This is a genomic window from Candidatus Mesenet endosymbiont of Agriotes lineatus (assembly GCF_964019585.1).
In the GTDB taxonomy this organism is placed as follows: domain Bacteria; phylum Pseudomonadota; class Alphaproteobacteria; order Rickettsiales; family Anaplasmataceae; genus Mesenet.
In genome coordinates this window covers 292774-315195 of the sequence record NZ_OZ026454.1, presented here as the reverse complement: position 1 = coordinate 315195, position 22422 = coordinate 292774, and the positions used below count along the sequence as shown (strand labels likewise).

At 32.8% G+C, this 22422-nt stretch carries 17 protein-coding genes; 12 read left to right on the top strand and 5 right to left on the bottom strand.

What is annotated here, in order from left to right:
- The first annotated feature begins 3 nt into the window (after positions 1-3).
- The 6 genes from AACL19_RS01510 to AACL19_RS01485 are packed head-to-tail and all read left to right on the top strand — an operon-like array spanning position 4 to position 6553.
- The gene (locus AACL19_RS01510) at positions 4-702 is read left to right on the top strand and encodes a type IV secretion system protein (protein WP_339046131.1); all 699 of its coding nucleotides are present in this window, start codon (positions 4-6) and stop codon (positions 700-702) included.
- On the top strand, positions 689-1483 hold the full coding sequence (gene virB9 / locus AACL19_RS01505; protein ID WP_339046129.1) for a P-type conjugative transfer protein VirB9: 795 nt from the start codon (positions 689-691) through the stop codon (positions 1481-1483). Before AACL19_RS01510 ends, virB9 begins: the two co-directional genes overlap by 14 nt.
- Before the next feature lie 12 nt (positions 1484-1495).
- Positions 1496-2728 (top strand): TrbI/VirB10 family protein, encoded by a 1233-nt coding sequence (locus AACL19_RS01500; protein WP_339046127.1) that lies wholly within the window; start codon positions 1496-1498, stop codon positions 2726-2728.
- The gene (gene virB11, locus AACL19_RS01495) at positions 2725-3729 is read left to right on the top strand and encodes a P-type DNA transfer ATPase VirB11 (protein ID WP_339046125.1); all 1005 of its coding nucleotides are present in this window, start codon (positions 2725-2727) and stop codon (positions 3727-3729) included. Before AACL19_RS01500 ends, virB11 begins: the two co-directional genes overlap by 4 nt.
- Positions 3730-3748: 19 nt before the next feature.
- Positions 3749-5761 carry a type IV secretory system conjugative DNA transfer family protein gene (locus AACL19_RS01490; protein ID WP_339046123.1) on the top strand — a complete coding sequence of 671 codons (2013 nt, stop codon included), beginning with the start codon at positions 3749-3751 and terminating at the stop codon, positions 5759-5761.
- A 33-nt stretch (positions 5762-5794) separates the two neighbouring features.
- Positions 5795-6553, top strand: a complete 759-nt coding sequence (locus AACL19_RS01485) for a glutamine synthetase (protein WP_339046121.1) — start codon at positions 5795-5797, stop codon at positions 6551-6553.
- 692 nt (positions 6554-7245) lie between these two features.
- Here AACL19_RS01485 and pheT read toward each other — a convergent pair.
- The 3 genes from pheT to AACL19_RS01470 all read right to left on the bottom strand — a co-directional run bounded on the left by pheT (position 7246) and on the right by AACL19_RS01470 (position 11024).
- Positions 7246-9588 carry a phenylalanine--tRNA ligase subunit beta gene (gene pheT / locus AACL19_RS01480; protein WP_339046119.1) on the bottom strand — a complete coding sequence of 781 codons (2343 nt, stop codon included), beginning with the start codon at positions 9586-9588 and terminating at the stop codon, positions 7246-7248.
- An 85-nt stretch (positions 9589-9673) separates the two neighbouring features.
- A complete protein-coding gene (locus AACL19_RS01475) occupies positions 9674-10585 on the bottom strand; it encodes an EndoU domain-containing protein (RefSeq protein ID WP_339046117.1) in 912 nt (303 codons plus the stop codon).
- A 274-nt stretch (positions 10586-10859) separates the two neighbouring features.
- Positions 10860-11024 carry a hypothetical protein gene (locus tag AACL19_RS01470; RefSeq protein WP_339046115.1) on the bottom strand — a complete coding sequence of 55 codons (165 nt, stop codon included), beginning with the start codon at positions 11022-11024 and terminating at the stop codon, positions 10860-10862.
- A 1748-nt stretch (positions 11025-12772) separates the two neighbouring features.
- Between AACL19_RS01470 and coxB the strand changes: the two genes are divergently transcribed.
- The 6 genes from coxB (at position 12773) to AACL19_RS01440 (ending at position 19743) form a co-directional block, all read left to right on the top strand.
- Positions 12773-13564, top strand: coding sequence for a cytochrome c oxidase subunit II (gene coxB, locus AACL19_RS01465; protein WP_339046113.1), 792 nt, complete (start codon positions 12773-12775; stop codon positions 13562-13564).
- Positions 13561-15111 carry a cytochrome c oxidase subunit I gene (gene ctaD / locus AACL19_RS01460; protein WP_339046111.1) on the top strand — a complete coding sequence of 517 codons (1551 nt, stop codon included), beginning with the start codon at positions 13561-13563 and terminating at the stop codon, positions 15109-15111. The genes coxB and ctaD overlap by 4 nt, the downstream gene beginning before the upstream one ends.
- Positions 15111-15995, top strand: a complete 885-nt coding sequence (cyoE, locus tag AACL19_RS01455) for a heme o synthase (protein ID WP_339046109.1) — start codon at positions 15111-15113, stop codon at positions 15993-15995. Before ctaD ends, cyoE begins: the two co-directional genes overlap by 1 nt.
- A 117-nt stretch (positions 15996-16112) precedes the next feature.
- Positions 16113-17015 (top strand): ornithine carbamoyltransferase, encoded by a 903-nt coding sequence (argF, locus tag AACL19_RS01450; RefSeq protein ID WP_339046106.1) that lies wholly within the window; start codon positions 16113-16115, stop codon positions 17013-17015.
- Positions 16994-18103 (top strand): DNA replication/repair protein RecF, encoded by a 1110-nt coding sequence (gene recF / locus AACL19_RS01445; RefSeq protein WP_339046104.1) that lies wholly within the window; start codon positions 16994-16996, stop codon positions 18101-18103. The genes argF and recF overlap by 22 nt, the downstream gene beginning before the upstream one ends.
- A 107-nt stretch (positions 18104-18210) precedes the next feature.
- Positions 18211-19743 (top strand): HlyD family type I secretion periplasmic adaptor subunit, encoded by a 1533-nt coding sequence (locus AACL19_RS01440; protein ID WP_339046102.1) that lies wholly within the window; start codon positions 18211-18213, stop codon positions 19741-19743.
- 1363 nt (positions 19744-21106) lie between these two features.
- Here the strand turns inward: AACL19_RS01440 and ruvC are convergent.
- Positions 21107-21586, bottom strand: a complete 480-nt coding sequence (ruvC, locus tag AACL19_RS01430; RefSeq protein WP_339046100.1) for a crossover junction endodeoxyribonuclease RuvC — start codon at positions 21584-21586, stop codon at positions 21107-21109.
- A gap of 4 nt (positions 21587-21590) precedes the next feature.
- A complete protein-coding gene (locus AACL19_RS01425; RefSeq protein ID WP_339046625.1) occupies positions 21591-22409 on the bottom strand; it encodes a cytochrome c oxidase subunit 3 in 819 nt (272 codons plus the stop codon).
- Positions 22410-22422 lie beyond the last annotated feature (13 nt).

The window sequence follows — 22422 nt, the reverse complement described above, 5'->3', positions numbered from 1 at the left end:
ACCATGTTTAAGCTTTTTAAAAAAAAGAACGATATAGAAAACAGTAATAACAATACTGAGCATCAGCAAAGCAACTGGTATTCAAATCGTTACAACCTAATAGTAATACAGAGGAATGTTTTACTCCTATTGTTGTTGTTGTTATTCGGAGTAATAACAACAAGTATTGTAACCATTTTGAAAATTAGTACAAGTAAGACTATAGAACCATTTGTTGTAGAAATAGAAAAGAAGACTGGTATAGTGACTTTAGTAAATCCAATAACAGTAAAACAATATTCTGCTGATATAGTTCTAAACAATCACTTTATTGTAGAATATATTAGGACACGTGAGCTTTTCGATCCTAATAATTTTCAATATAACTATCATATAAAAGTTAGGATGTTTTCTACTCAAAAAATTTACACTGAATTTAGAAATTTTATAAATCTAAACAACGCAAATAGTCCGGTTAACTTATATGCAAATGTGAGTGATAGCGAGTTGAAAATTCGTTCTATTCAAAATTTGAGCCCTGGTCAAGTGCAGGTAAGATTTACTCTAGAATTTAATGAAAAAAATGGTAATGTTATAAAAAAGGACAAAATTGCTATTTTAGCATTTGAATATGTATCTATGGAAATGAATGAGCAACAAAGATATATTAATCCTTTAGGTTTTCGTATAACTTATTACAGGTCAGATAATGAGTTTTTATAAAATATTATTAAGCTTTTGTTTATTTGTTAGCATAAGTACATCAGCAGCTATAGCTTTAGATCATGATGTTCCCATTGCAGTAGATAGTAGGATAAAAACCTTTGTATATAGCCCAAATGAGGTTTTTACAGTAGTTTTAAGTTACGGTTATCATTCTTATATTGAATTTGATGAAGGAGAGTTAATTCAAACAATTGCTATAGGTGATTCGGTAAGCTGGAAAGTGAGAAATATAGGCAACAGACTTTTTATAATGCCAGTTGAACCAAATGGTAAAACAAACATGATTGTAATTACCAGCAAAAAAAGGAGCTATGTATTTGATATCATATGCAGGGCTAACTCTACTAAGCAGGCAAATCAAAATTATGATTTTTCTGCAGAAAAGGACTTATCATATATAGTACGCTTTTATTACCCAAAAAATGAAAATGAATTTGATTATGATGAACCTACATCTACTACACCAATGGAGATGCATTACACTGAGGAAAAATTAGACAAAATAATAGAAATAAATAATACAAAACATAACTACATTTATAATGCAGGTGAAAATAGTGATGATATAGTACCGAGTGAGTTGTTTGATGATGGGTCTTTAACATATTTTAAATTTAAGGGCAATAATATACCAAAAATTTTTATAAAAGATGAAAAGGGTAATGAAGTGCCATACAAAATGTTATCATTTAATGATTATATTATAATAAAAGGAGTACACAAAAGATTGCTTATGCGTTATAAAAGTAAATATATTGAAGTTATAAATAATAGCTAAAGTGGTTAAGTTATGGCTGATGATAATTATGATACTAAAAGAGATAGTGAATTACAACAATCAGAAGTTGAAAGTAGTGTCAGTATTGTAGGTGTAAGCAAAAAGAAAAAAATAGTAACATTAGCTATTATATTACTGGCTGGTGGTTTGATATATTATTTATATTCTGATACTGATAAAGTACAAAAAGAACAAAAACAAGACATTAATAAATTAATTGAAGAATCTGAACAAGTTCCACAAGAAATTTTCCCTCCTATAGTAGTTCCAAATCAGCTACCAGAATTACCACCAATAGTTATACCTTCAATAATACCTTCGTTGCCTTCTCCTGTTTTAGAAAAGCCTAAATTACCTAAAATGTCCGAGTCTGTTGGTCAAATTCCTATTCCACCTAAGTCCACAATTGCACCTCAAGTTTCACAGCTGCCTCTTGGAACTAGCGGTTATTCACGAGAGAGAAGAGGTACACAAATGTTAGTAATGAGCGAGAATAGGTCATCATCGTCAAGTAGTAATGAAGGTAGTGATAACAAAAAGAAAGGCATTGTTTTACGTACCATACAAAAAACTGCAGCAACACAATCAAGCGCAACAAGTATGGGGCAATTGAATTTTATGATTGCTCAGGGGAAAATAATTGATGCAGTACTAGAAACATCAGTTAACACTGATTTAACTGGGATGATACGTGCTATAATTAGTCGAGATGTTTATGCTGAAGCAGGGGATATAGTGCTAATTCCTAAGGGGTCAAGACTAATAGGACAGTACTCATTTGACAATCAGCCTGGGCAAAGGCGCATTGATATTACATGGAACAGAATAATGCTTCCTCATGGAGTAGACATTGCAGTGAATTCTCCTGGTATAGATGAACTTGGTAGACAAGGATTATCAGCTATTGTCGACGATAAGATATATGATGCTCTAATTTCAACAATACTTTTAGCTGGGGTTTCATTTGGTACAGCTTATTCAGTTTCACAAATACGGGAAGCAAACCAGGCTATTACAATAGTAACTGATCCTGATGGTAAGCAGAAAACTACTGCTCCTCTTTTAGCTCAAACAATATCGCAGGCCGTTAATGATGTTTCTAATTCTATAAAAAATATTATTAACAGGTATACAAATACAAAGCCAACAGCATATATTGATCAAGGTACTTTAGTTAAAATATTTGTAAATCAAGATATCTTTTTCCCCCCTGATGCAATAAAATCAACAAAAATTATACAATGAGTGGGAGTGAGGAAGCACTAAATACGTATCTTAAACCGCTAGAGGCAATTTTCAAAGAAGAAGGGGTTAATGAGATCTCAATTAATAAGCCAGGCGAAGTATGGATAGAAAAACATGGTGAGGTAAGATGTGATGCAATATCAAGCATTGATTTTAATCATCTAAGGCAATTAGGCCAGCTAGTAGCACAAAATACTTCCCAGGAAATCAGTGCTGAGAAACCACTTCTTTCTGCAACTTTACCTAATGGTTATCGTATACAAGTGGTATTTCCACCAGCTTGTGAGACAAATGTAGTAATCATGTCTATTAGAAAACCTTCAGCAATACAGTTAACCCTTGATGAGTATGAAAAAAAAGGAGCATTTTTAAATACTATTACCGAAAATGTAGAAGATAGTACTGCAGTTATTTTAAGTTCTTTATTGCAACAGAAGAAAATAAAAGACTTTTTGCAATATGCAATAAAAAGTAAAAAAAACATTATAATTAGTGGAGGTACTTCAACTGGTAAAACTACCTTTACTAACGCTGCTTTGCGTACTATTCCACAAAATGAAAGGTTAATTACTGTTGAAGATGCAAGAGAAATTATACTTAATGATCATCCAAATAGAGTGCATCTTATTGCTTCAAAAGGAGGGCAAGGCAGAGTAAAAGTAACTACACAAGATTTAATAGAAGCATGCTTACGTTTAAGGCCTGATAGAATTATAGTTGGAGAGTTACGTGGAGTTGAAGCGTTTAGTTTTCTACGTGCCATTAATACAGGTCATCCAGGTTCTATATCTACTTTACATGCAGATACACCAAAAATGGCACTTGAACAATTAAAGCTAATGGTTATGCAAGCAAACATTGGTATTCCACCAGAACAAATAATGGAATATATTATAAATGTAATTGACATAGTAATTCAATTAAAGCGAGCAGGCAGTGGTATAAGATATGTATCCGAAATATTGTTTACTAGTATTTTACGTCAAAATATTTATAAATAGCTAAATTAGGGTCATACTTATGAGTCAGAAAGGTCAAGGTACAAGTCATATACGTAATATTTTTGCAGCAAGTATAATACTCATTACTGTGCTGGAATTTTGTTTTTATATCTCTGGTATATTATTTGTTCTTCTTGTATGGGGTCCAGATTATGTGGACTTTAAAGCTATAAATCCAAGTTTAACTCAATTTCCAAATCGGTTGTGGCCAACAATTTTTGTTTATATTGCAGATGCTTGGAACAATCCAAACAATTACAGTTTCATGATACAAGTTAAATTGCTTATATCTGTTACGGTTCCATTTTTAATTTTGAGCGTAATATTGTGGAATATGAGGGAGACAATAATTAATTGGAGGTTATTTAAGAAAAAAGAATCCTTACACGGAGATTCAAAATGGGCATCAGAAAAGGATATACGTAAAGCTGGTTTAAGAAGCAAAAAGGGGATACTTCTCGGTAAAGATAAAAAAGGTTATTTTATTGCAAGTGGGTATCAACATGCACTACTGTTTGCACCAACAGGATCTGGTAAAGGTGTAGGGTTTGTAATTCCAAATTTATTATTTTGGACTGATTCTGTGATTGTACATGACATAAAATTGGAGAATTATGAACTTACAAGTGGATGGAGAAAGCATCAAAAACAAGAAGTTTTTGTCTGGAATCCAGCTCAACCTGATGGGGTTAGTCACTGTTATAATCCCTTAGATTGGATTAGCAATAAACCAGGACAAATGGTAGATGATGTACAAAAAATAGCTAATCTTATAATGCCTGAACAAGATTTTTGGCAAAACGAAGCACGTAGTTTATTTGTAGGTGTAGTGCTTTATCTACTTGCTGCTCCAGAGAAAGTTAAATCTTTTGGAGAAGTAGTACGTACAATGCGTAGTGATGATGTTGTATATAATCTTGCTGTTGTTTTAGACACTATAGGAAAAATAATACATCCTGTAGCATATATGAATATTGCAGCTTTTTTGCAAAAAGCCGATAAAGAAAGATCTGGTGTTGTATCCACTATGAATTCTTCTTTGGAACTTTGGGCAAACCCTTTAATAGATACTGCAACTGCATCAAGTGATTTTAATATTCAAGATTTTAAGAGAAAAAAAGTTTCAGTATATGTTGGTTTAACACCTGACAACTTAAATAGGTTGCGACCGCTAATGCAGGTTTTTTACCAGCAGGCAACAGAGTTCCTGTGTAGGCGTTTACCTACAGAAGATGAGCCGTATGGAGTATTGTTCTTAATGGATGAATTTCCAACTCTTGGAAAGATGGAACAATTCCAAATAGGAATAGCATATTTTCGCGGTTATAACGTAAGGTTATTCTTAATAGTCCAAGATACAGAACAGCTAAAAGGGATATATGAAGAAGCAGGAATGAATTCCTTCTTATCAAACTCTACTTATAGAATAACTTTTGCTGCAAATAACATTGAAACAGCTAATTTAATATCGCAGCTGATAGGTAATAAGACAGTACAGCAGGAGTCGTTAAATAGACCTAAATTTTTAGATTTAAACCCGGCTTCAAGATCGCTACATATTTCAGAAACACAAAGGGCTCTTTTATTACCACAAGAGATTATTATGTTGCCACGTGATGAGCAGATAGTGCTAATAGAGTCGACATATCCAATTAAATCTAAAAAGATCCAATACTATTCTGATAAAACGTTTATGAGAAAGTTGCTTAAGAAAACCTTTGTCCCTGTGCAAGAGCCTTATGATCCAAATAACTCTCCTTTGAGAGTCAAAGAAAACAAAAAAGATGATGATTCTTTAGCAAAAAATGCTGATGAATTACCATCTTTGGATGAAGAACAAAAACAGAATTCTGTATATGAAGATGATCAACTTGAAGATATATATGATGAAGAAGACAGTAATTATGAAGAAGAAGATTATGAAATCAGTAAAGATGATATAGAAGAGAGTTATGAAAGTGATGATTATATAGAAAATAATGAAGGTAATATAGAAGAAGATCACGAATATAGTGAAAAGCCTAAAGAATAGTAAAATACTGTGTTGGGTGAGCTTCTAGAATATATGAATAAAAGGTTAGGGTTATTTCCTGTATTTGGTATTGAGCTTGAATTTTATGCTGAAGAAGTAGGTCAGAGAGAGGTAGATCTTCTTTTTATAAAAATGAGTAAAAGCATGAACATATCTTTCAATAAAGAAGTTTCCGAAAATCAGTATGAGCTGAAAACTTCTACTTACACCAAACTAAATATTCTAGTACAACATTTAAATTTAGTAAAAGAAATCATTTTCGAACGAATTAGTAGTTTAAAAGGTAAGGTTAGCTTTGAGGCAAAACCTTATATAAATAAAGCAGGTAGTGCACTAAATGTACATATAAGTCTACTAGACTTTAATAACCGTAATGTGTTTGCTGCTCCCAATTTGCAGCAAAAGAATTATTTCCTATATAGCATTGGTGGACTGTGTGCCTTGATGAAAAAACACATGCTTTGTTTTGCTCCAAATGATAATTCATATCTTAGATACAAATACCATGATATTAACACACCTACTACCGTTAGTTGGGGAGGAAATAATAGAACTACTGCTATTAGATTGCCATATACTGCAGGTGATAAACAAAAATGTAGATTAGAGCATAGAGTCCCTGGAGCAGATAGCAATGGTGAAACAGTGTTTGTTGCATTGCTTAAAGGCATTATTCATGGAATTAAAGAAAAAGTTAACCCTCCTTCTAAAGTTTATGGTATTGCCTCTGACCCTAAATATAATATGAAAAAACTACCGCTTAGCATAAATGAAGCTATGTTAGGTGCATAATGAAAATACTAATATGAATGGACAAAAAATACTATTGGATTTTAGTTAATATAATCTATTATCTGTTTAATAGATAATAGATTATTGTATGATAAAAAAATCTTTAGCTTGCCTATTCATAAAGCTACTCAAATAGGTAGTATAGCAATACTCATAATAATCTGAACTACACATAGAAGCAGGTTATTGATAACAAACCAATAGTGAGATTAAAGTCGGGGTGGAAATAAAGCCACTGATTTTTTTGGATTTATGGAATTGTTAAAGGCTGCAAAATTAGCGTTAAAAATTGCTCAAACCAAGTGTTCTTTCAAAGGTCGTCCCATTACTTATTTTCCAGATTTTATGGCATTTTTGGCAATAGTTTTGTATTGTCGATTCATCTTCACAATTCCTTTAAATTTCATCTCTTTCTTTATATCCGTAGGTCTTTTTTTAATCCTCTATGTATTGTTAGAAAATTAATATTACCCTAAAATTTAGCCATTTCCGATAGAGTTTTGCGCAAATTTAATTTTGTGCTCCGAGTTTTTTTCTGCCATTTTTTATACATCCAATGTTTGCATTGCTTTTCTCCTTAACTGCTGGCATTTTAAATTCTTATCCTATCACCTCTAGTGGATGAGCTGTAATTACTTAAAAATCTATGGAGGCAAAATTTTTGCGAAAATTTACTATGAAGGTGCTTATAACTAAGCTGATCTTAATTCACCACCAGTATTTTTACCAACTGCGTTAATTATTATATCAGATGCTTTTTTAATCTCATCTTCAGTTAAAGTATGGTCAGGTGAATGAAGTATAACAGAAAAAGCAACGGACATTTTAGAAGGGTAGTCGTTTATTTCTTTGTATACATCAAATATGAAAACATCGGTTATAAGGTCCAGATTGCTGTTTTTTACTGAATCAATTATAGAACCTATTGCTACGTCTTTATCAACTAAAAAAGCAAAATCACGTTTTGCGTTTTGATATTTATAATCAATGTACTTTTTACTTTGAACTGGCAGCTTTTCAATACCACTTAATATAATTTCAAAACACATAACTTTCTGTTTAAGGTCAGTAATATTAGGGTGCAGTTCACCAAAATAGCCAATAGGTCTGTTATTAAAACGCACAATAGCTGATTTACCTGGATGGTAATATTGTAGATCACATTCTTGAATAGTAATATTATTACAATCAATATCTAAAAAATGTAACACCGACATAAAATCAGCTTTAACATCAAAGGCATCAATTTCACGATCAGTTTTGTATAAATTACGTGGTAAATTATTTCCAGAACGCAGCCCGCTTAAAACGAATTTTTGCTGATCTAAAACTAAATCATCATTATATACTGGCCCAATCTCAAAAATTGCTAAATCAAATATACCACGAGCAATATTACTTTCAGCTATTTGTAATAAATTTGGAACAATGCTTGGCCGCATAATATTTAAATTACTATTTAATGGATTTGTAATTAAAAATGTCTTGTTAAAATAACCAAGTTTTTCAGCGATTTTTTCATCCATAAACGACCAAGTCAGTACTTCATTTAGACCACGGCTTGACATCAATACACGTAATTTATCCTGCAATGTACCAGGTATTTGGGCATCACATATATGTAATTCTTCCTCCTTTATTTTCTCATATCCATATATTCGCACCACTTCCTCAACCAAATCAGTAGGCATTTGAATATCAGATCTCCACGATGGAGCGCAAACACTCCAAGAATCATTACTATCTCTATTAATTGTAAAACCTAATTTTATCAGTATATTAAACACTTCTTCTAGAGGTATATCTACGCTACCTAGCCTATTTACTTCTCTATAATCAAAATTTATTGCATTCTTGTGCTTAATGGACCTGCCTGCAGATACAACATCAGATATAGAGCCACCACATAAGTTTAAAATCATCTCCGTTGCTATGTTTAAACCATTGATGACAAATTCAGGATCAGCAAATCTTTCAAAGCGATAGCTAGCTTCAGTAGATAAACCAATGCTGCGGGAAGTTTTAGCTATTGAAATAGGGTTAAACCACGCTGATTCTAAAAAAATATTTTTAGTATCCAGTAGGCATTGACTACACTTAGCACCTATAATGCCGGCTATTCCATGGATATTTTTATCATCAGCAATAATATTTGCACCATCTGCAAGTGAATAGTTTTTACCGTCCAAACCAGTAAATTCTCTTGGCTTGTTAACCTTTTGTACAATAAGCTGACCATTTATCTTATCTGCATCATATGCATGCAGTGGCTTGCCAAATGAAAGCATCACGTAGTTGGTTATATCAACCACTGTAGAAACAGAACGTAGTCCTATAGCTTGGAGCCTATCCTTTAACCACTTCGGGCTTTCTGCATTTTTTATACTGCTAATATATCTACCAGAGATAAAGCTCTCTTCATCTGTAGTTTGCAGAGTAATAGGAGATGGTACAGAACTTTCTACTTTAGGAACATCTCTCGCTTTCAATGCACCGATACCAGTTGCAACTAAATCGCGGGCAATACCATATACACTTAAACAATCACCACGATTAGGTGTAATATTTACATCTATGACTGAATCACAAGAAAAGAAGCTTTCTCCAATTTTGCAGCTATCAGGCAGCTCTATTATTCCAGTACTTGCTTGAATGGAGAGACCTAATTCATCTGCAGAACAAAGCATACCATTGCTTAAAACCCCACGAATTTTAGTAGCAGTAATGGTTGCATCGCTTACTGGTAAAATACTACTTACTTGTGCTAGGACTGTTTTCATGCCAGCTTTTACATTATTTGCTCCACACACTATTTGCAAAGTCTCTCTGCCGTTATTAACTTTGCAGATTTTGAGTCTATCAGCATTTGGATGATCTAGTACTTCAGTTATTTGTGCTATTACAAAGCTACTCAAGTGAGAGTTATCAATTACTTCTTCTACTTCTAGTCCTATACTAGTTAGTTTATTAGCTATTTTTTCTAAAGTTGCATCAGTTTCTAAATATTCAAGGAGCCAAGATAATGTAAATTTCATAGTACATCACAAAGTTGAAATTTCCTTTCAGTATATAGAAAAGTAAAGGCAATGGCAAATGCCTTTGCTTTTAATTCCTTAATTACTATTTCTTTTCTGCTTGCTCCATAAGTATTTTTAGCTTTTCATAGAAATCATCACCAGGTAATTCATTAACCTCAGCACCAGCTATCTGACCTGAATCAGTTTCAATATACTCTTCTGCTGAATAGTACGCATCCGGAGTTTTTGGAATAATAAGGGGAGAAATTGGAAGGTTAGGGTAGAAAGTTATGATTGCTTTATCATTTTGATTTTTTAAAAAAACTCCTATCCCTGTATAACCATTTAAATTATAATTACAAAAAATCTTATCTTTCTGTTTTTCTTTTACCATTTTAAATGCCAGAGTTGCATAGGTTAATATATCATCAGCATGTAAATCTTTATCAAAACTGCTTGCATTTTTTCTCTTTTTTGCTCCTCTTAAATCTAAGAATTCAATTCCTGTTGCAAAGAAAGCATCATGTTCAGATGATTCTTTATATACTTCTGAATCTACTCCTGCCCACTGCTTTTTCTCAGCTTCATAAATTCTCCCAACAAAATGCAATCCACCTAATCTATTTTTTTTTGGATCACCACAGAAGATATGTGTAAATCCATTTTTATGGAACCAAACTTGTGAAAGCTCTGCAACAAAAGTATCAATATCTGTGTTTGGAGTAATTACTGTATGTTCAAGTGCATTATAAATGTCATTAACAACACCTTGAGATTCTGGCTCCGTAAGCATTGCGACAAATTCATCTTGCGTAGGCTTGTTACCCCAATCTCCGCAAAGTTTTAGTACTCGTTCATCAAATTTAGTTAATATAGGTGGAGAAGGCATGGAACCTGGATCGAAACTATTCATCCTAAAAAATGCATTAAATATTGTATTATCACCAGCAAAACAAATAGCTGGAAGAGAAAATATGCTAAAAATGAATAATGATATTATGAATTTGTTTAACATATTATTTTCCTGATGTTTATAGATGTGCTAATTATAATAAAGATGAATTAAATTTGTATATATTTTTTATAGCTTCAGGTAAGTCATAAAGTTTTATAAATTATTTAAGTTTTTTTATAAAGGCTTGCATTTATTGCTCTGATAAATATTATTTAAAATAATATTGAAGTTTAAATATACAAAAAATCTTACCTATTGAAATAAAAAAATTTTCTCATGGAAATGATTTACCACTTCCAGCTTACGCAACTTTACAAAGTGCTGGAATGGACCTCTATGCCGCTATCTGGAGTTCTTGGTATAGCTCTGCCAATTTATCTAATGCAAAAATTAGCACATTCCCCACTTCTTCTTTTCTCCCCACTTTTTTACGATAGTATTTATCAATCTCTTCTCTTAGTTCTTTTGCATTTTGTTCATAACAATAATCATTTATCATGAGACCTAAGAACATGTCTTGAAAAAGAAAAGAATACAATGAGGCAAGCAAAAAATAGGATGGGTGATATAAGTGACAAGGAATGGAAAATTTTAGAGCCACAAGTTGCACAAGGAGCGATAGAAGAAAGCACAATATCAGAATAATTATTAATGCGATGAGGTATATAATGAGAGGTAGTGGAGAATGCTGCCAAAGGATTTTCCGCCATGGAAAACGGTGTATGATTATTTTCTCAGGTAATGGCAAATTGGAAATTAGTAAAAGTTGGCAAAAATAAAACACCTTCAGTAGGAATAGTTAATCAGTGAAAACAACTCAAAAAGGGGATCTAGAGGATATGATTCTGGCAAAAGGGTAGAAACGTCATATTACAGTAGATAGTGCAAGCATTCAAGACCGCGAGGGAGCTTCAGATCTTTTGATAGAAGCAAAACAGAAAACACCCACATTACATTTGCTGATCAAGGGTAACCTGAAAAATAGATGCTTAATCAAGACAGGATCACAATAGCCAAGAAAGCTGCTGATATTGTAGGATTTGAGGTTATACCGAAGCGTTGGATTGTTGATTTGCTTGGCTCTCCAATTTTAGGCGTATGAGTAAGAGCATTCTCCCCTTACTTCAAAAACTAATATCCTCTTTAATATGATTACTGTTATGCCTGCTAAATTAACTACTTAAGTCCTTTCAAGACATGTTCTTAGCAAGACATGTTCTTAGAATGCAAAAATTTGTTCCTATTTTGTCTCTTGTATGTATTCGGTCCATATTAATTTACGTTTTATATTTTATCTTATATAGCTGTTCACAGAGTTTACCTAAACCAATAAAAAATAGCTACTAGCGTTAAATAAACATTAGAATAGTTTTACAATATCTTGTTCTCTGAATTGTTTCATTTTATTGAACTACAATTTTCGTAAAATCGCATTCATATGGATGTTTTCTATTTTTTCTGTTCGGTATAAATTCCTGAATTTTTAAGTATTTCTCTAAACTGTCATACCCTATATCTGCAATTAAATATTCACATAATCAATTAATTAAACTTAATTTGTTATCACTGATTTTTTAATCAAATGCATCAACTTTTATATGAATTTTAGTACAATTCCATTTTTCCCACCACTACTATGCTATAGTGGATATTCCATTCGTATCTTTTTTTTCTAGAATCTTTTTTAGCCAAATTATAATACCGATTATAAACACTTTTCCATATGAATATGGTCGATGGTGCTCCTGTTCTTAAAATCCAAATTCTAAATTTTGGTTTTGGCTTTTTTCACATCTCTTCTGTAATCACAAATCTATTCATTTTTTTAGCTTAATTGCTTTTCTTCTTTTATTCAACTTTAGGGACATGCCTTAGTTAACAATAGCTTTTATGAAGAATATTGATAAGGGTATTGAATAAAAAACGTCCATCGAAAAAAGTATTAAACTTCTTCAAATATCGCTTACAAAGTTTTGAAGATATTGTAAAAAATCTCCTGTACCGTGTCTACTGTGAAATTGTATTGTAAGAAGATATATTTGTTATATCTTTTGTACTTATATCTCCCTTTTCAGATCCTATAGAATAAATTTAAAAATTTTATTAGCCACTTTTAACCTGGATTATTTTTAGATATATACTAATTATTTAATTTAAACTAGATAAAAGGTATAATATTTAACATAAATATTATTTCTTGCTTTTTTCTTATCTTAATAATATAAAAAAGTTAACTGGTAAAAAAATATGATTTTTATTAAATTATTTCTTTTTCTATATTTTTCTTTACATGCAATCAACTCTTATGCTGCTCCTATGCCTTGGCAGATTGGGTTTCAACCTGCTGCAACAGAGCTGATGGAAGTGACGGATAAGTCGCACTCTTTTGTTATGCTTGTGATGTTTGCAGTATTTGGGTTTATATGCCTTTTACTTGGTTATATAATGCTGCGTTTTCGCAAGAAAGAAAACGTGCAAGCTAGCAAAAAATCGCACAGCACTGTTCTTGAAATTACTTGGACAGTTGTTCCTCTATTTATTGTTGCTATATTGACTGTAAGTAACGTAAGGCTTGTAAAGCTGCAGGAAAAAATTCCTAAAACTGAACTTACACTTAAAGCTATCGGTTATCAGTGGTACTGGGGTTATAGATACCCTGAATATGATGGCGTTGCCTTTGATAGCTATATGAAACAAGACTCTGATCTGCTGCCTGGAGAGCCAAGGCTGCTTACAGTTGATCATCATGTTGTTTTACCAATTGACACAAATATTCGTTTGCAAGTTACAGCTGGTGATGTAATACACAGCTTTGCTGTTCCTGCTTTTGGTATAAAACTTGATGCTGTACCTGGGAGATTAAACGAAGCATGGTTTAATATTAAAAAAGAAGGAATTTATTATGGACAGTGCTCTGAATTATGTGGCAGGGGTCATGGTTTTATGCCAATTGTTGTTCAAGCTGTAAGTAAGGAAGATTTTAAGAGGTGGATTGAATTCCAATCTATTAGTAAACTAACCGGAGAGGATGTAGCATGAGTGATATACCAAAAGGCTTTAAGCGCTGGTTGTTTTCAACAAATCATAAAGATATAGGTACTTTATATATTATTTTTTCCATCTTTGCTGGAGTGATAGGTGGTGCTTTATCTTTGATTTTTCGCATGCAACTTATGCACATAAACATCTTTGGTGATAACTATCAACTATATAATGTGGTAGTTACAGGCCATGCTTTAGTCATGGTGTTTTTTATGATTATGCCAGCTCTAATGGGTGGTTTTGGTAATTGGTTTGTTCCCCTTATGATTGGTGCACCAGATATGGCTTTTCCACGTATGAATAATTTAAGCTTTTGGCTGCTTGTGTCATCTTTTATTTTACTTGTTATGTCTGTATTCGTTGGCGAAGGAGCTGGTACTGGCTGGACCTTATATCCACCATTATCACAGGTTAATTCTCACCCTAGTGCTGCTGTTGATTTAGCAATATTTGCACTTCATGTTGCTGGAATTTCCTCAATTGTTGGTGCTATTAATTTTATCGTTACTATATTTAATATGCGCACCCCTGGAATGACTTTACATAAAATGCCTTTATTTGTTTGGTCTATTTTGCTTACAGCTTTTATGCTTATAATTGCTTTGCCAGTTTTAGCAGGAGCTATTACTATGCTGCTCACTGATCGTAATTTTGGTACTGCATTTTTTGAGCCAGCAGGTGGTGGTGATCCAGTGTTATTTCAGCATTTATTTTGGTTTTTTGGTCATCCAGAAGTTTATGTAGTGATCTTCCCAGGGTTTGGCATTATTAGTCAAGTCATATCCACTTTTTCTCATAAGCCTATCTTTGGTTATCTAGGCATGATCTACGCAATGATTGGTATAGCAACCTTAGGTTTTTTAGTATGGGCTCATCACATGTTTACTGTTGGTCTTAGCACTGAAGCGGTGATATTCTTTAGCACTTCAACAATATTTATAGGTGTGCTTACTGGAATAAAAGTATTTAGTTGGATTGCAACTATGTGGGGTGGTGCAATTGAGTTTAAAACACCTATGCTTTTTGCATTAGGGTTTTTATTTGTTTTTGTTGGTGGTGGAATAACTGGTATAGTTTTATCACATGGTAGCATCAATAAGCTAATGCATGATACTTACTACGTTGTAGCGCATTTTCATTACATTATGTCCTTAGGAGCTTTATTTGCTGCTTATGCTGCGTTTTATTATTGGATTGGAAAAATATCAGGCAAGCAATATAGTGAGATCTTAGGTAAAATTCATTTTTGGCTTACTTTTATTGGTACTAACATTACTTTTTTACCTCAGCACTTTTTAGGTTTAGCAGGTATGCCAAGGCGTATACCTGATTACCCAGATGCATTTATCCCTTGGAATTATGTATCATCTATTGGTGCGTTTATATCATTTGCATCAGTTTTATTTTTTATCTACATAGTAGTGCATCTTTTAGTTAAAGGTGAAAAGGCTCCTAGCAATCCATGGGGAGGTGACACTTTAGAGTGGACAATTCCATCACCTGCTCCGTTTCATACTTTTGAGAAACTACCAAAAATAGAGTGATGCAAACGAATGTTTTATCATATAACGTGAATTCTTGCATAACTGATTATTGGTGCCTATTAAAACCAAGAATTATGTACTTAGTAGTTTTTACTGCAATAGCTGGTATGGCTGCTGCTCCAGGTACAATCCATCCTTTTTTAGCATTTATATCTATACTGTCTGTAGCTTTAGGTTCAGGTGCAGCAGGAGCAATTAATATGTGGTATGATCATGATATAGATGGGCTCATGGAAAGAACAAAAAATAGGCCTATACCCTTTGGTAATATTGCGCCAGATAATGCACTTGAATTTGGCATTATGCTCGGAATTCTATCTGTTTTTATGATGGCATTTGCAGTTAACTATATCTCAGCAATTTTGCTTGCAATAAGTATTTTATTCTATGTTTTTATATATACTATATGGCTAAAAAGGCGTACTCCACATAATATTGTTATAGGTGGTGCTGCCGGTGCTTTTCCTCCTATGATTGGTTGGTCATCTGTAACTGGCTTGATAGATCCAGTAAGCATGATATTGTTTGTTATAATATTTATGTGGACGCCACCACACTTTTGGTCTTTATCTTTGATTAGATGTGAGGAATATAGTAAGGCTCATATTCCAATGTTTCCTGTTGTTTATGGTACTCAAAAAACTAGGATATATATATTGGTATACAGCGTGCTATTGATTTTGGTAAGCTTGCTTCCCGTATTTTTCCTTCAAAGAGCATTACCCTATTTAGTATGTGCAATTTTACTAGGCTCTATGTTCTTATGGAAAGCAGTGCGGGTTTTAATACTTAAAGATGATTCCTCTTGTAGACGAATGTTTTCCTACTCGATTTCTTACCTTTTTGCTCTTTTTGCCTGTATAATATTGTTCTCAATATTTTAGTTGTTATATGACTTTTTCTCAGCTTCACAAAAAGCAAAAACGTAAAAACTATTTTCTACTTGTGATTTTACTCATATTAGTTACATTATTTTTTTTCATTTCTATTGTAAAAATGTAATGTCAAATAGCTTTATAGATCTTAATTTACACAAAAAAGAAGATCTAAGACGTATATTAGACAGTGCAATTGCCATTAAGAAAAATCCTGAAAGGTACAAAAACTCCCTAACTGGCAAACAGCTTGCTATGATCTTTGAAAAACCTTCAACACGCACTCGAGTTTCGTTTGAAGTGGGAGTTAATCAACTTGGTGGAAATGTGATAGTTTTGCATAATAATAATATGCAATTAAGTCGTGGTGAAAGCGTCTATGATACAGCTAAAGTGCTTTCTAGATATGTTGATACTATAGCAATCAGGTGCTATCAGCACTCTTTTTTGGAAGAATTAGATAAATACTCTGAGGTACCTGTAATAAATGGTTTAACTGATTATAGCCACCCCTGTCAGATTATGGCTGATATTATGACTTATGAAGAAAAAAAAGGTTCTATTGAAAATGGCACAGTACTTTGGGTTGGGGATTGTAATAATGTTTTAACTTCATGGATACACGCTGCTGCTATTTTAGGTTTTAAACTTAGGGTATCTTCTCCTAAGGAAGCTATACTTGACTATCAGCCATTAATTTGGGCTAAAAAACAAAATAGTGATGTTTTATGGTATGAAGATCCAAAAGAAGCGGCGCCTGGTACAGATTTAATTGTTACTGATAGTTGGGTCTCTATGGGTAACGAAAATAATGCAAACTATGCAATGTTTTCTAGTTACCAAGTAAATAAAGAATTATTATCCTTAGCTAAGAATGATTTTATCTTTCTACATTGTCTTCCTGCTTACAGGGGAAAAGAGGTGACAGCTGAAGTTATAGACGGCCCAAACTCATTTATACTTGATGAAGCAGAAAATAGACTCCATGTACAAAAAGCAATAATGTTATGGTGCTTAAAACTCCTCTAGTTTGCTGTGTAAAAAGTTTAAAATTATATAATTTTCGTAACTATCTAAACTCTGAGTTGAACTGTGATGGGCACTCTGTTGTAATTGTTGGTAACAATGGCGTAGGTAAAACTAATATACTCGAAGCTATCTCTCTTTTATCAAAAGGTAAGGGAATAAGAAGTGCAAATGCTAATGAAATGTGTAACAGTGGCACAAATATAAATTGGGTAGTTCACTACGATTTTTTTGATGGTAATAACTTAAATTCTATTGGAATTGCCAGCAAACAAGATAGGAAGTTAATAAATATAAATGGAAAAATACAGTCAAACTACTCTTTGCTAAATGAATTGTCAAACGTGATATGGTTTGCTCCGCAAATGGACTACATACTCCTTAAAGGTCCTGGCACACGGTTAAAATTTTTTGATAGAATAGTTTCTACATTCAAAGAAAAATATGCATTGTATTTTATAAAATACAGACGAGCTAAAAGTGAGAGGAGTAAATTACTTAAAGAAAATATATTAGATGATGGTTGGCTTACTGGTTTAGAAGATATAATGGCTGGTTGTGGCACTCATATTTCGCTGATGAGGTTTTCTGTTTTACAGGTGCTACAAGAAACAATTAATCAAGATTTGTCTGGCTTTTTACCAAAGGCAAATTTGCAATTAACCACTCAGCTACCAAAAGAAAAAGGTTTTGATAAAATTGTATCTCATTATAAAAATTGCCTAAGACAAAGTAGAAAAAAGGACTCGCTATGTAATCACGTTAGTTTTGGTGTGCACAATGATAATTTTCAGATTTCTCATCAGCAAAAACAACTAGCATCTAACTTATGCTCTACTGGAGAGCAAAAATTGTTATTACTCTCAACGGTAATGGCAAGTGTAAGAGCTAGGTATACATCTCCCATCCTTTTGCTTGATGATGTTATGTCTTATTTGGATAAACAGTACAGAGGTGCAATATTAGAAGAAATATTAGATGTAGGCTGTCAAACTTGGATAAGTGATGTAAACGATCAAAATTTTTTGGGACACAAAGAATCTTTTGAATTTTTTACTGTAAGAGATAACCAGATTATAAATTATAGTTAAAATACATTTAATTTTGCTATTTCGGTAGTATATTTTCTAGTTTTAGATCATAGCTTTTTTATAATCGTATGTTACACTCCTTCTGATTTTTTAATATTTTAAAACGTATGCTCCAAAAATTTAAAAAGTATTTAGGTGGAATTTTTGCTAATGCTGAGCTTTCTGTTCCTAAGCTCCTTGGTCATGGGTCCTTTGAAGTAAAAAACAATTCAGATAAAAAATACCCCAAATTTCTTGATAAATCGTTTCTACTGATTGATGCAATAATAAATTTTATTCTAAAGCGAGAAGGTAATAATAAAACGAACGAAGTGCTAAGAGTCACTTGGGGGCCATTAGTTACGGGTTCTGTAATTATGCTAATATTTTTTGGAATAGGTGGGTTTTGGTCTTTCTTTGCAAAACTTGATGGAGCTGTAATAGCTCCAGGAGAGGTTGTTTTATTCTCTCATAAGAAAACCATTCAGCATTTAGAGGGCGGCATAGTAGACAAAATACTTGTACAAGAGGGTCAAACGGTTAAAAAGGGTGATCATTTAATATATTTTAGTGATGTTTCTGCAAAAGCAAATTTAGGCATAATAAGGGAGAAACTTTTAAATTCTCTGGCTACAGAAGCAAGGTTACTTGCTATACGTGATAATTTAGATCATATAAATTTTCCTGATGAAATTGCTACCTTATTAAGCAAAGAGACTGTGCATAAAGTTGTTAATGCTCAAGAAAGACTATTTAATTCTTATAAAAAAACCATGCTTGGGCAGATTGACATATTGGACCAAAGAATAAAGCAACTGCGTAATGAATTAGAAGGTTTATCTTCTCAATTGGACGCGGCAAATAAGCAATATGGATTTATCAAAGAAGAATTAGAAACAAAAAGAAAATTACTCGATAGTGGTCACATTAGTAGGCCTTTTATTCTTACATTGGAAAAACAGTTTGCTGAAGCTGAAGGTAGGATTGGTCAATATAATTCCTTGATATCACAAGTTCATCAGAAGGTAGGTGAAAATGAGCTTGAAATTATGAACATAAATAACAAAATTCAGGACAATGCAAATGCTGAACTAAAAGAGGTCAATACTGTTATTTCTGACTTAAGAGAAAGATTGATGATGGCAGAGGATATATTAAAACGTACAGTAATTAAAGCACCGGAAGATGGCACAGTTACTGGTTTAAAATATCATACTGAAGGAGGAGTGGTACCACCAGGTGCACCAATTATGGATATAATTCCAATGGATGATGAGTTGATTGTAGATTCTAAGATTCAGACAAGGAACATAGAAGAAATACTTTCAGCACAAAAAAAAGGTGATCATACAGTAAATATAGATGGTGTGCAGGGACTAGAAGTAAAAGTGCGTTTAAGTGCTTACAGTAGCCGCCGTGTTGGCTTAATTAAAGGTGTAGTCAGCCAAGTTTCTGCTGATGCTTTAAGCGAACCAAACGGTTTTCGTTATTATCTGGTACGTGTTGTGATACCTAAAAAAGAACTGTCACAACTAAAAAATGTTTATTTATATCCAGGTATGCCAGCTGAAGTCTATATTATAACCCAATCTCGTACTCCTTTTTTATATTTAGCAACACCAATAATTACATCTTTTGAAAGGGCCTTGAGAGAAAGGTAAGTTTTATGCAAAGGAAAAATAATTCCATTAGTTTACCCTCTAATAATCTAGAGTAGAAAGCTAAAAATATTTTAGCTGTTTTAAGAAATACCTAAAGCCTTTTTACTGACCTATTTTGTTATAAATTCGCAAACTGTTAGATAACTAATGTCATCTCATCTAGAATTTAATTCTGTCAAAAATGGCAACACATAACAAACTACGTCAACTGAATTTTCAATCTGTTGGAAAATAAGATATCAAAAAGCCCAATTTGCATAGTCCAATATTTTGTTTATAGCACCTGCTTATACAAGGCATTTCCACTAGGCTCTGTGAACAGCTATATAAGATAAAATATAAAACGTGAATTAATATGGACTGAATACATATAAGAGACAAAATAGGAACAAATTTTTGCATTCTTAAAAAGCAGGACAATAGTCCGATCTCACACTTGGATATAACTGAAGATCAAGCCCCTAAAATTTACCCTAACGTCAGGACAAAAGAACGAAATCTGATTAAAAATGTTTCCACTGTAGTAGCTGATAATTGCTATATGCTTTTGTAGCCAGTCTTAAAAACAAGAAATGCAAATTCCTCCAACAGGAAAGTGCAATGATTGTACAAGTAATTCGGAAAAATAAAAAATTTCAGCAGGATTTTTTGCAGATTCGATAAATGGTTTTTATGGGATTTTTGAATTTCATGGCTGTGCACAGAGCCTATATTACCTGCAAAAACATGATCAATTACCACCAGCTAAAGCTGGTGGTATGAGCTAAAGCTTATAAAGCAAGTTTTAAAATTCAGAGATGTTAAATATGAACTGCTTGCTCTTCAATATATTGCTGTACATCTGTAGAATTTACATTACCAACAGTAACAGCCCAAATATCTTTTTTTTAATTGTTCAAATTCTTGGAATAGCTTTTTAATATATTGTTGGATAGTGGGTGGCATAGAATATGTAGATGGTCAAGTTACCACTTACAATAGACCAGCATTTAAAAGAATTAGGGAGCTTTAAACCAAGCTAATGGTTTTTGCAGGTAGTGAAATTTTTGAGGCTTATATCGAAAATATTCTAGTTCCAGTATTAAAACCCGGACAAATTATAGTACTTGATAAATCCATAAAAACAAAATTGAAGAAGCTGGATGTAGAGCGCTGTTTTTACCTCCATATTCGCCGGATCTGAACCCCATATTTGGTTTGTCATTAAACACGCTGTGAGAAAAACACTACCAACCTTTTGGCCTGATATTAACGCTGCTATCAATTTTGTGTTCAAGAATTAGGAAATTGGGTTAGGTATAGAAGTTAAATAAAACTTGGTAGATATCTTTGCTATAAAATAGCAGTATAGTTTATAAAAAAACTAGCTAATTTTTCTCTTACTGTAAGCATGGCAAATTGCAACTGCCGTGGCGTCAGAACTATTATGACACTTTATATCTGAGTTTTGTGTTATTTGTTTAACCATATACATTACTTGTTTTTTATCAGCATGGCCATTTCCCGTAATGCTTTTTTTAACAAAGTTTGCTTTATATTCAGTTATACTTAATTTTGCCACTGTTAATGAAAGAAGTGCTATTCCTCTAGCATAACATAAAGTAATTGAAGACTTAGGGTTTTTGTTTATAAAAATTTCCTCAATTGCAGCTTCATTTGGGGAGAAGTCTTTAATTATTTTATTTAACTTACAGAAGAGTTTAAACAATCGATCATTAGTGTTGAGCCTACTATCTATTGAAATAGAACCATTTCCTATCAGTTTAATATTATACTCTTCTAAAGTTATTACACTCCAACCTGTGTTCCTTATGCCTGGGTCTATTCCTAATATTTTCCTCAAAATTTTATATACTAAGCCAGTATAAAAAGATAAATAAAAGAATCCATACTACGTCAACAAAATGCCAATACCATGCAGCAAATTCAAAACACAAGTGATGTTCAGATGTAAAATGAGCCCTTTTCGCTCTAAACCAGCAGACAATTAAAAAGATAATTCCAACTATAACATGCACACAGTGAAAACCTGTCATCATATAAAAATTGGATGAGTATATCAAATGCTCCCCTGCTTCTTTTAATGAAAACTTCGCTTCATAATATTCTATCCCCTGAACAGCAACAAACAACATTCCGAGCAAAATGGTAATGCCCAACATTTTTATCATGCTTTTTTGCTCATTTTTTAAAAGGTAATAATGAGAAGCGTTAATAGTTGTACCCGAAAGTAAAAGAATTAGAGTATTCATAAATGGTATTGACCATGGATCAGGAGTTACTACTCCTTCTGGCGGCCAGGCCAGCCTTTTTATAGGTGACAAATCTGCAAAAACGTATACTGGGTCTAACCATGCTCTAAAGAATGAACAAAAAAATGCTACAAAAAACATTATTTCTGATAGAATTAGAACTGCCATACCTATTTTAAAACCTCTCCTTACAGGATCAGTATGGGCTTTATCCACTATCCCTTCTTTAGTTACGTCTTTCCACCAAAAATATAAAACTGTTGCCAGGAGCATTAGCCCTACTATTAAAGTAGCTTCACCGAACTGCCACTTATGCAAAGTTGTAGTCAAACCTAGCACAAGCACTAATATTGACGCGGATATAGTTAACGGCCATGGACTTGGGTTTAATAAGTGATACTCGTGATGCTTCATTTCTTTATCTTGT